11 protein-coding genes are annotated in these 11,827 nt (G+C 67.4%); 4 read left to right on the top strand and 7 right to left on the bottom strand.

Annotation, left to right across the window (positions count from 1 at the left end; all coding sequences use genetic code 11):
• The first annotated feature begins 80 nt into the window (after nt 1-80).
• The gene (locus ACFO5K_RS19215) at nt 81-1,334 is read left to right on the top strand and encodes an amidohydrolase family protein (protein WP_378564599.1); all 1,254 of its coding nucleotides are present in this window, start codon (nt 81-83) and stop codon (nt 1,332-1,334) included.
• 61 nt (nt 1,335-1,395) lie between these two features.
• Here ACFO5K_RS19215 and ACFO5K_RS19210 read toward each other — a convergent pair whose 3' ends face one another.
• From ACFO5K_RS19210 to ACFO5K_RS19200, 3 genes are read right to left on the bottom strand one after another with little or no spacing between them, the layout of a single operon-like run.
• Complete coding sequence (locus ACFO5K_RS19210) at nt 1,396-2,451, bottom strand: NAD(P)H-dependent amine dehydrogenase family protein (protein ID WP_378564596.1); 1,056 nt, start codon at nt 2,449-2,451, stop codon at nt 1,396-1,398.
• Nucleotides 2,452-2,472: 21 nt separating this feature from the next.
• On the bottom strand, nt 2,473-3,330 hold the full coding sequence (locus ACFO5K_RS19205) for an acyl-CoA thioesterase (protein WP_378564593.1): 858 nt from the start codon (nt 3,328-3,330) through the stop codon (nt 2,473-2,475).
• 47 nt (nt 3,331-3,377) lie between these two features.
• A complete protein-coding gene (locus ACFO5K_RS19200) occupies nt 3,378-4,031 on the bottom strand; it encodes a TetR/AcrR family transcriptional regulator (protein WP_378564591.1) in 654 nt (217 codons plus the stop codon).
• 184 nt (nt 4,032-4,215) lie between these two features.
• Here ACFO5K_RS19200 and ACFO5K_RS19195 point away from each other — a divergent pair, with 184 nt between their 5' ends.
• Genes ACFO5K_RS19195 through ACFO5K_RS19185 form a run of 3 tightly spaced genes read left to right on the top strand, consistent with a single transcriptional unit; the run spans nt 4,216 to nt 7,166 of the window.
• Nucleotides 4,216-5,214, top strand: coding sequence for an acyl-CoA dehydrogenase family protein (locus ACFO5K_RS19195; RefSeq protein ID WP_378564588.1), 999 nt, complete (start codon nt 4,216-4,218; stop codon nt 5,212-5,214).
• Nucleotides 5,198-6,376: an acyl-CoA dehydrogenase family protein gene (locus ACFO5K_RS19190; RefSeq protein WP_378564585.1), complete on the top strand. Its 1,179-nt coding sequence runs from the start codon at nt 5,198-5,200 to the stop codon at nt 6,374-6,376. Before ACFO5K_RS19195 ends, ACFO5K_RS19190 begins: the two co-directional genes overlap by 17 nt.
• A 4-nt stretch (nt 6,377-6,380) precedes the next feature.
• Nucleotides 6,381-7,166 carry an enoyl-CoA hydratase gene (locus ACFO5K_RS19185; RefSeq protein WP_378564582.1) on the top strand — a complete coding sequence of 262 codons (786 nt, stop codon included), beginning with the start codon at nt 6,381-6,383 and terminating at the stop codon, nt 7,164-7,166.
• Nucleotides 7,167-7,175: 9 nt separating this feature from the next.
• Here ACFO5K_RS19185 and ACFO5K_RS19180 read toward each other — a convergent pair whose 3' ends face one another.
• From ACFO5K_RS19180 to ACFO5K_RS19165, 4 genes are all read right to left on the bottom strand, one after another.
• Complete coding sequence (locus ACFO5K_RS19180) at nt 7,176-8,156, bottom strand: Gfo/Idh/MocA family protein (protein ID WP_378564579.1); 981 nt, start codon at nt 8,154-8,156, stop codon at nt 7,176-7,178.
• 83 nt (nt 8,157-8,239) lie between these two features.
• Nucleotides 8,240-9,076: an ATP-binding cassette domain-containing protein gene (locus tag ACFO5K_RS19175; RefSeq protein WP_378564576.1), complete on the bottom strand. Its 837-nt coding sequence runs from the start codon at nt 9,074-9,076 to the stop codon at nt 8,240-8,242.
• Nucleotides 9,073-10,881, bottom strand: a complete 1,809-nt coding sequence (locus ACFO5K_RS19170) for an ATP-binding cassette domain-containing protein (protein ID WP_378564572.1) — start codon at nt 10,879-10,881, stop codon at nt 9,073-9,075. Before ACFO5K_RS19170 ends, ACFO5K_RS19175 begins: the two co-directional genes overlap by 4 nt.
• Nucleotides 10,878-11,819, bottom strand: coding sequence for an ABC transporter permease (locus ACFO5K_RS19165; RefSeq protein WP_378564569.1), 942 nt, complete (start codon nt 11,817-11,819; stop codon nt 10,878-10,880). Before ACFO5K_RS19165 ends, ACFO5K_RS19170 begins: the two co-directional genes overlap by 4 nt.
• Nucleotides 11,820-11,827: the final 8 nt, after the last annotated feature.

The following is an 11,827-nucleotide window of genomic DNA, read 5'->3' as shown; positions in this document are numbered from 1 at the left end:
TCACACCCGAGGGGACCGTGCCACCGCCCCGGCCCGAGGCGGCAGCCCGCGCAGAGCCCCAGTGATGACGGAGGATGCACGTGAAGATCGACGACATGATCCTGGTGAGCATCGACGACCATGTGGTCGAGCCGCTGGATATGTTCAAAGGACGCGTTCCACGCAAGTGGGCCGAACAGACCCCCACCGTGGTGGTCGACGACAAGGGCGTCGACCGGTGGGTCTACCGCGGCAGACCGACCGGGGTGGCGGGGCTCAACGCCGTGGTGTCCTGGCCCGCCGAGGAGTGGGCGCGCGACCCGGCGGGCTACGCCGAGATGCGGCCCGCGGTGTACGACATCCACGAGCGCGTCAAGGACATGGACGCCAACGGCATCCTCGCCTCGATGTGTTTCCCGACCTTCCCCGGTTTCAGCGCCGGGCACCTGTCGTACTTCAAGGACGAGATCACGGTCGGGATGATCCAGGCCTACAACGACTGGCACATCGAGGACTGGGCCGGCGCCTATCCCGGCCGGTTCATCCCGTGCGGCATTCTGCCGCTGTGGGATCCGGCGCTGGCAGTGGCCGAGATCGCGCGGCTGGCGAGCAAGGGATGCCACTCGGTGACGATGGCCGAACTGCCCCACATCGACGGACTGCCCTCCTATCACGACATCGAGTACTGGGCGCCGGTGTTCGAGGCGCTGTGCGAGCACGACACGGTCATGAACCTGCACATCGGGCAGGGTTTCGGGGCTCTGCGGCTGGCGCCGGACGCGCCGATCGACAATCTGATGGTGCTCGCGCCGAGCATTTCCCAGCTCGCGGCACAGGATCTGCTGTGGGGGCCGGCCTTCCGCACCTACCCGAAGCTGAAGGTGGCCCTGTCCGAAGGTGGCATCGGCTGGATTCCGTTCTTCCTCGACCGTTCCGACCGGCACTACACCAACCAGCGTTGGCTGCGCCGCGACTTCGGCGGCAAACTGCCCAGCGAGGTGTTCCGCGAGCACGTGCTCGCCTGCTATGTCACCGACAAGACCGCGCTCAAGCACCGTCACGACGTCGGCATCGACAACATCGCCTGGGAGTGCGACTACCCGCACTCGGATTCGCTGTGGCCGGACGCGCCGGAATTCGTGCACAACGAACTCGAGGCGGCCGGCGCCGACGACGCCGATATCAACAAGATCACCTGGCAGAACGCCTGCCGGTTCTTCGGCATCGACCCGTTCGCCCACATCCCCAAGGAGCAGGCGACGGTCGGGGCGCTGCGTCTTCGCGCCAAGGATGTCGATACCTCGACCACTTCACGCAAGGAGTACGCCGCGCTCTATGCCGCGCGCGTGAGCTGACAGACCACTGATCGCGCGGCCGGATCCAGCGATCCGGCCGCGCGACGTGTCGGGTGGTGATTCAGGCGAGAGCGGCGCCGAAGGGCGGCAATTCGGTGGTCGTCCGAATGCCGGTGGGCGCGGCGCACACCGCCGCGACAGCGTTCACCGCACGATGGGCCGTGTACGCGGGAAAGGTCGACGCCATCCGTTCGACCGGTACCGGGAAGCGGATGTCGACATCGAGGGGCGCGTCCCCGTCGACCTCGATGTGCCAGCCGGTGTCGCGCAGTTCCCAGTCGGCTTCCAGGTCTCGCGTGCAGTACCAGGTGGCGCGGAAACTCAGCAGGGTCTCACCGTCGCGGCGTCCGGCGACGGTAACGCGTTGCGCGCCGACGGTTCCAGCTGTCACCGTGCCTGCCGCGATCTCCGTCGTTCGACGGGCGACCGCGATCTCGCCGTGGGCGGTCACCGAGTCGAGCGGCGTACCCATCTCCTCGGCCAGCAAGCGCAGCGAAGGACCGAAACCGGCACCGAGGTGTGCGGCGCGCTCGGTCGGGAAGTCGGCCGGATCCCGGCCGAAGCCCATCACGTCGAAGAGCATCGCCGGGGAATCGCGGTGTGTCAGATCAGCGTACTCGTCGATGCTCAGCAGCCCGAGCCGCCGTTGCAGGGAAAGTAGCGCGAGGGGGACGGCCTCGGTGATGAAACCAGGACTGCTCCCCGTGCTGTAGAGGGAAGCACCGCCTGCCCAGCACGCCGCCTCCACCCGCGCGCACAGTTCGCGATCCATGCTCGGCGGATGATGGAACGCGGTGCTCGTGGTCACGATGTTGGTGCCCGAGGCCAGGATTCGGCACACCGCGGCGGCGTCGAGCGCGCGGGGCATGTACAGCACGCAGTCGGCGCCGAGGCTCAGGACTTCGTCGATGTCGTCGGTCGCGCGCACGGTGGTGGCGTCGTCGTGCCCGCAGAGTTCACCGGCGGCGCGTCCCACCTTGCCGGGTGTGTGCACGTAGAGGCCGCTCAGGGTCAGCCGTGGGTGATCGATCACCGCACGCAAGGATTGGGAGCCGATGTTCCCGGTGGCCCACTGCACGACCCGGAGGGCGCGGGGCGACGGCGGATGAATTTTCACGAGTGCCTCCACTGGTAGGTGTCACGGCCGGAAGCGCAGCAACGCTTCCTGGGCGAAGGACGCGACGAGGTCGCCGTCCTCGGTGAACACATCGCCGCGGCCGAAACAGCGGCCGTGCGCGAGGATGGGACTGTGGTGGCGCAGCAACAGCCACTCGTCGGCGCGGAACGGGCGATGGAACCAGACCGTGTGCGAGGTCGTCGCGGAGGTGAAGCTGGTGCCGTTGCCCCGCTGGCCGACGCCGTCCACCACCCGCAGCGCGGTCCCGATGAGATTGAGATCGGTCGCGTAGGCCACGAGGGGTGCGGCCATGTCCTGGCCTACCGCGGGGGTGCGCATCCACAGGTCGTACGCGGCCGGCCCGGTCGCTGTGTCGTCCAGATCGGCGACAGCCCTTGTCTCCCAAGGGATCAGGTCGAGGTGTACCCGACGCTCAGGCGGCAGCAGCGGTGCGTCGGCGGCGAGCGTCTGGTGCGCGAAACCCTCCTCCACCGCGTGCATGGAAACGGCGGCGGTGCCGATCACCTCGCCCTTCTGCCTGGCGGTGACAGTCACGGCGGCGAAGGATCGGCCCTGGTGCTGGCTGTGCACGATGTAGTAGACGGGAGCGTCGCTCTTGCCCTCGCGCGCGAACAGCACGTGGACCGATTTGACGGCCTTGTCGGGGCAGGCGGCGGTCGCGGCCCGCACGAATTGCGCGAGCAGTTGCCCGCCGAAGAGGCGGTGGTAGTCGAGGTGCTGGTTGGTGCCTTCGAATACCGAGAGCGGCGCCGCGCGATTGGTGTTGTCGCGTCGCGGGACGTCGCTCTCGGCGGTCGGGCTGTCCTGCTGTGGCCGCAGGTCGAGGCAGCGGAGAAGGTCGGTCCAGAGGTCGGGCATACGACCAGTGTAAGTGATGCTCTACAGAATTGAGAATGCGATTCTCATTATCGGGCGGCGAACCCTTGTGAGCAGAAGTCCCAGACTTCCTCGGCGCCGATGGGTTTGGTGGTGGCGTCATCGGCGGAACTCGACGACTGCGCGATGAACATGACGGTCTGCATCGTCATGGCGCCGATGCGGCGGGTGTTGACGCCGGACCGGAGCTTGCCCTCCGCCGCGGCCTTCTCCATCAATTCGGTGAACAGGGCGAGCAACGGTGCGTGCGCGGTCTTGACCTCCACTGGATGGGAAATCAGCAGCTGTGGTGCGAAGTCGGTGAACAGGGGCCGGGCGGCGCTGGGGTCGGGCCGGGACAGTTCGTAGAGCAATTCCACCGCGACGCGCAGTTGGTCGAGTGGGTCCGACTGGCCGTCGGCGGCGGCGCGGATCTGGTCGGCGGCACGGCCGAGCGCGTCCTCGAAGAGGGCGAGCAGGAGCTCGTGCTTGCCGTCGAACTGCAAATAGAAACTGCGCAACGACTGTTTGGAGCGATCGACGACCTGTTGGACCGTGAAGTCTGTGCTGCCCTTTTCGGTGATGATCGCCTGGGCGGCGTCCAGGAAACGCTGAACCCGCTGTTCGGCGCGCAACTTCGCGGTCTTGAGCGAGCGTTCGACCGCACGTTGCTTCCATGCCGGCTCTTCGATGGGGGTCGTCACTGGGTGATCAGTCCTCTGCTGTCGGGGGAGAACATGGTTGCACCTTACCCGAGAGTACGGTCCTCCTCTTATCCCACCTCGGTGTGTCGATCCACCATATGAAGAGTATGACTTTCATGGGGAGAGAATGGTATTCTCCAAGGCAAGTAGTTGACGTTAGCGCTGATAAGGGAGGTAGGCCGGAATGATCTTCGAGTTCGACCGCGATCAACGGCTGTGGCGGGACACCGTCCGTGGCGTCGTGGCCAAACAATGCCCGCCGAGACTGATCCGGTCGATCGTGGACGCCGCGGCGGACCCGGCTCCGCTGTGGCAGACCTACGTCGAGCTCGGCTGGACCGAACTGACCGATCCGGATGTGGCCGTCGAACTCGCCATCGTGCTCGAGGAGCTCGGCCGGTGTGTGGATCCCACGCCCTACCTCGCGACCATGACGCAATTCGCGCCGCTGGCACCGGGATTCGGCCACCTCGAACGCCCGGGCGCCGCGGTGCTGGACGGTGTGAGCGCCACCCGTGACGGTTCCGGGTGGCTGCTGCACGGCACCGGCCGGCACGTGCTGGACGCGGATCGCGCCGAGTGGCTGGCGGTGGCGACCGAGGCGGGGGTGTTCCTCGTTCCCGCTGCGGCCGCGATCATCACGCGCACACCGGTTCTCGATCCGGGGCTGCACATCGCCGAGGCGTCTTTTCCCGGCGTGCGAGTGGGCAACGATGATCGCGCGGCCGTGGATACCCGGCGGGCGCGCGACCTGTCGCTCACGGGCATCGCGCTCACCACTGTCGGGGCTTGTCAGCGCGTTCTGGAACTGGTCCTCGAACACGTCGGCGGCCGAAAACAGTTCGACACCGTGATCGGTTCGTTCCAGGCGGTGCAGCACAAGGCCGCCGATATGCATGTGGCCATCGAACGAGCCCGTGCCCTGTCCTATTTCGCCGCACTCGCCATCGCGGCCGACGACCCGCGCCGGCGCCTGGCCGCCGCCATGGCCAAGGCCGCGGCGGGGGAGTGCCAGGCGTTGGTGTTCCGCCACGGCCTGCAGCTGTTCGGGGCCATGGGGTTCACCTGGGAGAACGACCTGCAATTCGCGCTCAAGCGGGCCCAAGCCGGCGAGCTGATGCTCGGCGGCGCCGACGAACACCGAGCGCTCATCGCCGAGGAGTACCGTGCAGCTCACCTTTGATGCCGACGTCGAGGCCTTCCGGGCCGAGTTCGCGGCCTTTCTCACCGAACATCTGCCCGCCGAGGAGCAGACGGCCCAGCGGGCGCGCTCCAGTGCCGATATCCCCGAATGGGCGCGGCGCTTCCAACGACTGCTGTTCGACAACGGCTGGCTGCTGCCGGGTAATCCGCCGGAGTTCGGCGGCCGCGACGCCACGCTGCTGCAGCAGTACGTGCACCTGGAGGAGTTGTCGAAGCGGCGGATCTATCACAGCTTCAATCCGCAGGGCTTGGGCATCATCGCCGCCTCACTGCTGTCGTTCGGCACCGACGAGCAGAAGAAGCGCTGGGCCGCACCGATTCTGCGGGCCGAACTCACCGCCGCGCTCGGTATGAGCGAGCCGGGTGCGGGCTCGGATCTGGCCTCGCTGCGCACGCGCGCGGTGCTCGACGGCGGCCACTTCGTGGTGAACGGGCAGAAGGTGTGGACATCGGGTGCGAACGACGCCGACGTGCTGCTCACCTTCGTGCGCACCGATCCGGACGCGCCCAAACACAAGGGCATCAGTGTGCTGCTGATCCCTACCGATACCCCCGGCGTGACCCGCCGCCCGTTCCCCTCGGTGTGCTCGGCCGATGACCTCGACTTCAACGAGGTCTTCTTCGAGGACGTCCGGGTGCCCGCCGAGAACCTGGTCGGCGAACTGCACAAGGGCTGGCAGGTGGCCACCGGTTCGCTCGGGCACGAGCGCACCCTGTTGTGGCTGAGCTTCGCCGATCGGCTCGAGGACCTGCTCGTCGACTTCCGCCCGCGCACGGCGCTGGACCGGGACCGCTACGCGACGCTCGTGATGGACGCGCACGCGCTGCGGCTGCTCGGGTCGGCGGCGCTGGCCCGGGAGGCTCGCGGCGAGCAGGACGTGGCCGCGCTGTCGGTACTGAAGTTGCTCGGCTCGGAATCGGTGCAGCGTGCCTCGGAGCACGCGTTGCTCGCGGCCGGTGCCGACGGACTGGTGCATCCGGGAATGACCGGGCCCTACATGCCACTGAACAACGACAACTTCTCCGCGAGCTGGTTCGAACGCTACGTGCGCAGCTTCGCGGGCACCATCGCGGGCGGCACCTCGGAGATCCAGCGCAACATCATCGCCGAGCGGGTGCTCGGCATGCCCCGGGGGCGATGAGCCGATGTACATCCGGTACGAAGTAGCCGACAAGATCGCCACGATCACCCTGGATCGCCCGGAGGTCGCCAACGTCCAGAACCCGGCCCTGCTCGAGGAGCTGGATGCCGCGTGGACTGCCGCCGCGGCCGACGATGAGGTGGTCGTGATCGTGCTGCGGGCCGAGGGCAGGCACTTCTCGGCGGGGCACGATCTCAAGGGTGGCCTCGGACAGTCCGGCGACAAGACCACTCTGGAGACGATCTACGCGGCCGAGAGCCGCCGGTACCTGGAGTATTCGCTGCGCTGGCGGAACACGCCGAAACCCAGTATCGCAGCGGTGCAGGGCCGCTGCATCGCCGGTGGGCTGCTGCTGTGCTGGCCGTGTGATCTCATCGTTGCCGCCGAGGACGCCCTGTTCTCCGACCCGGTGGTGCTGATGGGCATCGGTGGCGTCGAATACCACGGGCACACCTGGGAACTCGGTGCCCGAAAAGCCAAGGAGATCCTCTTCACCGGCCGTCCGCTCACCGCCGAGGAGGCCGAGCGGACGGGCATGGTGAACCTGGTGGTGCCACGCAACGAATTGGACTCGCGCACAAGGGAATGGGCGAGCCGGATCGCGGAGATGCCACCGTTCGGGCTGCGTCAGGCCAAGCGCGCGGTCAACCAGACCCTCGATGTGCAGGGCTTCTACGCCGCGATCCAGTCGGTCTTCGACATCCACCAGACCGGGCACGGAAACGCGTTGAGCGTGAACGGATACCCGGTGCTGGTCGGCCTGGACGAGATGAAGAACAAGATCGAATAGCCCCGATCCTCAGCACAGCGGAACGCGTGGCCGCATCCCGGCGGCCAGGTAGGTGTCGTCGATCAACCGCATGGACTCGGCGGCGTCGGCGGCCCCGGTGACCACCGGGGCGCCGCCGCCGATGGCGTCGCGGAACGCCTGCAGCTGATATGAGTACGTGGAGCGTGGATCGCAGGTCTCGATCCGCGATCCGGCCGCGGTGAGGATCGTGATCTGTCCGGCGAAATGCGGATGATACGGCGAGCGTAGGTGCACGGTTCCCGACGTGCCGGTGACGTGGAGTTCGGCGCCGACCTGGTCGTGCGCTCGCATACTCGCCACCGCCTCGGCGGTGATACCGCCGGGGAAGACGAACTCCACGGTCATCGCGGAGTCGACGCCGAGCGTGTGTTCGGCGACGGCCGAACGGATCTCCGGTGTGCCGAACAGGTAGCGCAGCAACCGCACCGGATACACGCCGAGGTCCATGAGCGCTCCACCCCCGAGGGCGAGCTGCCATCGAATGTCGGTGGGATCCTTGTGCGGGACAACGAAACGCGCGCTCGCCCGGCGGACCTCACCGATCACCCCGGATGCCAGCAGCCGCGACAGGGTGGCCCAGCTCGGGTGGTACAGCGAGTGGAACGCCTCCATCACCACCAGTGGCGTGCCCGCGGTGTGCTCGGCGATCGCCAGAGCTTCGGCCGCGTTGGCGGTGAAGGGCTTCTCGCACAGCACGTGCTTGCCCGCGTCGACCGCTCGGCGGATCCAATAGCCGTGCAGCGCGGCCGGTGTCGGCACGTAGATGGCGGTGATGCGGGGATCGTCGACGAGCTGGTCGTAGTCGCGCAGTACGTGCGGAATCGCGTGCTCCGCAGCGAAGGCGGCCGCACGGGCGGGAGCACGGGCGGCGACGGCCGCCACCTCGATCCCGTCGAGTTCGCGGGCCGGATGGACGAGCGCGAGCGGTGCGATCCGCGCCGCTCCGAGAATGCCGACGGTCACTGTCATGAGAGCCCTTTCGCCAGCGGCCTTCGGGCAATGACCGACTGCCATGGATGATCAGCGAGTTTCCGGCGGGTACGGCCGAATCCTCAAGCGGTGCCGGCTTGTTCGGCGAGCCGACGACGTTCGGCGCGGCGGCGCCGCTGCTCGACCGGATCGGAAACCGGGGCGGCGAGCAGCAGACGCTGGGTGTAGGGATGCGCGGGTGAGCTGGTCACCTCCGGTGCGGCGCCGGTCTCGACGATGTCGCCGCGGTACAGCACCGTGACCCGGTGGCTGACATGCCGGATGACGGCGAGGTCGTGGGAGATGAACAGGTAGGCCACCCCGGTGCGACGCTGGATGTCGATGAACAGGTCGAGCACGCGGGCCTGAGTCGACAGGTCGAGCGCGGAGACCGGTTCGTCGCAGACGATGAGCTTCGGCTCGGGCGCCAACGCGCGCGCGATGGCGACGCGCTGCCGCTGCCCACCACTGAACTCACGCGGCAGGCGCGCCGCGGCGTCGCCGGGCAGGCCGACCTGATCGAGCAGTTCGGTGATGCGAGCGCGCGCGGCCGACGGGCTGACCCCTTGCACGACCAGCGGCTCGCTGAGGATGTCGCCGATGGTGAGCGACGGGTTGAGCGAGCCGTAGGGGTCCTGGAAGACGACCTGGATGTCGCGAGCCAACGCCCGCCTGGCGGCGCCGCCGAGGTGGGTGATGTCGGTGCCGTCGAAGCGGATGCGGCCACCGCCCGGTTCCACCAAACCGAGGACAGCTCGGCCGATGGTGGTCTTTCCGGAGCCGGATTCGCCGACCAGACCGAGGGTTTCGCCGGTGGCGACACTCAGCGAGACCCCGTGCAGTACCTCGGTGGGTCGGGCACGGAAGCCGCGACCGGGGAAGGCGACGCGCAGGTCGTCCACTTCGAGCAGTGCGGTCATGACGCGGCCTCCACAACTGTTGGTGCCGGGGCGGGCTCGTCGGTGTCCCCGGCGGTGGGCGGATCGGTGCGCACGATGCTGTCGTCGAGGATGGAGCTCAGCAGCATGCGGGTGTACTCGTGTTCGGGCTGTTCGAAGATGCCGACCGTGGTTCCGGTTTCGACGATCTCGCCGCGGCGCATCACCGCGACCCGGTCGCACAGGTCCGCCACGACACCGAAGTTGTGGGTGACGAGCAGCACCGCCATATCCAATTCCTGTTGCAGATCGCGGAGCAGATCGAGGATCTCGGCCTGGACCGTCACATCGAGCGCGGTGGTCGGCTCGTCGGCGATGAGCACCCGCGGCCGGGACGCGACCGCGCCGGCGATCAGGACGCGTTGGGCCATACCACCGGAGATCTGGTGGGGGTAGGACGAGAACGTGCGCTGGGGATCGGGGATACCCACCTTGTCGAGCAACGCGAGCACCCGCGCGCGGGCTTCGCGCCGGGACATGGGCTTGGCCGCCCGCACACCTTCGACCAGCTGGGAACCGACCGTCACCGAGGGATCGAGGTTGGTCATGGGTTCCTGCGGTACGTAGGCGATATCGCGCCCGCGGATGGCGCGGAGCTGTTTTTCCCCGCACCCGAGCAGTTCGTCGCCGGCCAGGGTGATCGACCCACTGGTGACCATCGCCTCGGGTGGCAGGACGCCGAGGACGGCGAACGCGGTTTGGGTTTTGCCGGAGCCGGATTCGCCGACCAGACCCAGGGTTTCGCCCGAATCGACGTGGAAGGAGACACCGCTCACCACTTCCTTCAGCTCGCCCGAGGGTGAGGGGTAGGAGATGGTGAGATCTCGCACCGTCAGCAACGTGGTCGGTGTGGGGGTGTTTTCGCTGTCGGTGACCGGTTGGGGTGCCGTGGCGGCAATTTTCACCGGCTTGCGGCGGCTCTCACTCGCCAGGGTGTCGCGCAGGGCGTTGCCGAAGAGCACCAGGGACGCGGTGATGAAGCCGAGCATCAGACTGGGCCAGACGAAATGCAGCGGATCGACGTAGAGGTTGATGAACCCGTCGGCGATCATGGCGCCGAAGCTCGGCACCGAGCTGGAACCGACACCCAGGAAGGCCAGGCCGGCCTGGACGCCGATGGCGGATCCGGCCAGGAACGCGGTGGCGATGATGATCGGGCCCCGCACCACGAACAGCACGTGCCGGGCCAGAATGCGCCGGTCCGGCAGCCCGGCGACCCGGGCGGCGTCGACGAACAGTTCGTTCTTCACGCCGAGCACCTGGTTGCGGGTGATGCGGTAGACGGTGGGCGAGAGCAGGACGCCGAAGATCGCCATCGTGACCCGGTAGTCGCCGTGGGTCACCGGCATGAGCACGATCAGGAGCAACAGGCCGGGAAAGGTCATGATGAGGTTGAAGATCCACTCGGTGACCGCGCGGGTGCGGGTGCCGAAGTAGCCACCGACGAGCCCGGCGGTGACACCGACTGCCAGGGCCAGGCTCGTGCCGATCAGCGCCGACACCACACTGGTATTGATCGAGTACAGCAGCCGGGAGAAGATGTCGCGGCCGTTCTGATCGCCACCGAGTAGATAGCCGGTGGTACCGATCTCGGCGTTGACGGCATCGAGGGAGGAGACGTTGGGGTCGTGGTCGGCCAGCAGCGGAGCCGCCAGCCCGAGCACCACGATGAGGACCAGGATCCCGGCGGTGACAACGGCCTGTGGTTCGCGCAGCAGACGGCGCACCGTCCCGGTGCGGACCGCAGGTCCGGCGTCGACGCCCTGGGTGGGAGATGTCGCGTTCAATGAATTCTCGCCTTCGGGTTGAGCCAGCCGTTCACCAGATCCACGGTCAGATTGACCCCGACCACCAGCGCCACCGCGAACAGCGTGATGCCCATGATGACCGGCACGTCGCCCTGCAGCGCCGCGGTGAAGGCAAAGGAGCCGAAACCTGGGAGAGCGAACACGTTTTCGATGATGAGCGCGCCACCGAACATGGCGATGAATTCCATCGACAACACCGTCAGCGCTGGGCCCGCGGCATTGCGCAGGGCATGACGCAGCACCACCGAGCGGGTGGAGATGCCGCGGGTGCGCAGGGTGCGGATGTAGTCCTTGCGCAGCTCGTCGATCATCGCGCCGCGCACCTGGGCGGTGAGATTGGCGATGCCATGGATTACCAGGACGATTACCGGGATGGTGATGGCGGCCGCCCAGCGGCCCGGATCCTCACTGAACTGCGTGTAACCGGTGGCGGGCAGCAGTTTCAGTTCGATGGCGAGCACGAAGACCAGCCCGATCGCCAGCAGCAGGTTCGGTACGAGCGTTCCGGTCAGCGAAAACGCCTGGGCGAACCGGTCGATCGGACCGCTGTGGGTGGCCGCCAGCACGCCAAGAGCCACACTCACCAGCGCGGTGGTGAGCAACGCGACGATCACGATGGACATGGTCACGCTGAGACGGCTAGACACCGCCTGACCGACCGGTTCGCTGGTGAAGTACGAGACCCCGAATTCGCCGCGCACCGCGTGCGCGAGCCAATCGAGGTACTGCACGAGAATCGGCCGGTCCAAACCCATGTCAGCTGTACGCTCCGCGATCGTCTCCGGGCTGGCTGCCGGACCGACGATCCCGTGCACGATACTGCCGAACGAACTGCTCAACAGTAGATAGACGATCAGAGTGACCAGTACCGCGAGCACCAAGCCCGTTCCCAGTCTTCGGAGCGCGTACAGAATCATGGGTTGTG

The sequence above is a fragment of the Nocardia halotolerans genome, assembly GCF_042650145.1.
Lineage (GTDB): Bacteria > Actinomycetota > Actinomycetes > Mycobacteriales > Mycobacteriaceae > Nocardia > Nocardia halotolerans.
Note: the sequence above shows the minus strand (reverse complement) of the source record. Positions and strands in the feature narration are given on the sequence as shown.

Bases quoted from the DNA above. Each gene is read 5' to 3' on its own strand.
- ACFO5K_RS19185 (WP_378564582.1), top strand. From the start codon at position 6,381: ATGTACATCCGGTACGAAGTAGCCGACAAGATCGCCACGATCACCCTG.
- ACFO5K_RS19180 (WP_378564579.1), bottom strand. From the start codon at position 8,156: ATGACAGTGACCGTCGGCATTCTCGGAGCGGCGCGGATCGCACCGCTC.
- ACFO5K_RS19205 (WP_378564593.1), bottom strand. From the start codon at position 3,330: ATGCCCGACCTCTGGACCGACCTTCTCCGCTGCCTCGACCTGCGGCCA.
- ACFO5K_RS19165 (WP_378564569.1), bottom strand. From the start codon at position 11,819: ATGATTCTGTACGCGCTCCGAAGACTGGGAACGGGCTTGGTGCTCGCG.
- ACFO5K_RS19195 (WP_378564588.1), top strand. From the start codon at position 4,216: ATGATCTTCGAGTTCGACCGCGATCAACGGCTGTGGCGGGACACCGTC.
- ACFO5K_RS19175 (WP_378564576.1), bottom strand. From the start codon at position 9,076: ATGACCGCACTGCTCGAAGTGGACGACCTGCGCGTCGCCTTCCCCGGT.